Annotated in this window: 1 protein-coding gene; it reads left to right on the plus strand. The window is 75.6% G+C overall.

Annotated features, from left to right (window positions below; translation table 11 throughout):
* Window positions 1-501: LysR substrate-binding domain-containing protein (locus tag LPA54_RS36790; RefSeq protein WP_228984838.1), on the plus strand; the 501-nt coding region annotated here is incomplete at both ends.

The raw sequence follows: 501 nt of genomic DNA on the forward strand, positions 1-501 counted from the left end.
GGTGCTCGACTGGTACAACAAGCCGATGCCGCTGCCCGACGGGCTGGTCAAGGCGCTGCTGCTGGACGACCCGGCCGACGTGGCCCTGCCGGCCGCCCACCCGCTCGCCGGACGGGACGAGATCGACCTCGCCGAGCTGGCCGAGGACGAGTGGATCACGTGGGGCGAGGGGGAGTTCTGCCATGAGTGGCTGATGTTCACCCTGCGCTCCAAGGGCGTCGAGCCGATCGTCGCGCACCGCGCGGCCGAGAGTCACACCCAGCTCAACCTGGTGGCCGCGGGGCTCGGGGTGTGCGTGGCGCCGCTGCTGGGCCGCGATCCGCTGCCCGGCGGGGTGGTGACCGTGCCGCTGCGGCAGCGGGTCCGGCGGCACGTGTTCGTCGTCTGGCGCGCCGACGCCGACCGCCGCCCGTCGATCCGGGCGGCGGTGCGGGCGCTGCGTGCGGCGGGGGAGCGGGTCGGGGGCGCCGCACTCGTGGACGGCGCCCTCGTGGACGGCTC

Source organism: Streptomyces sp. DH12 (assembly GCF_020873895.1).
GTDB lineage: Bacteria > Actinomycetota > Actinomycetes > Streptomycetales > Streptomycetaceae > Streptomyces.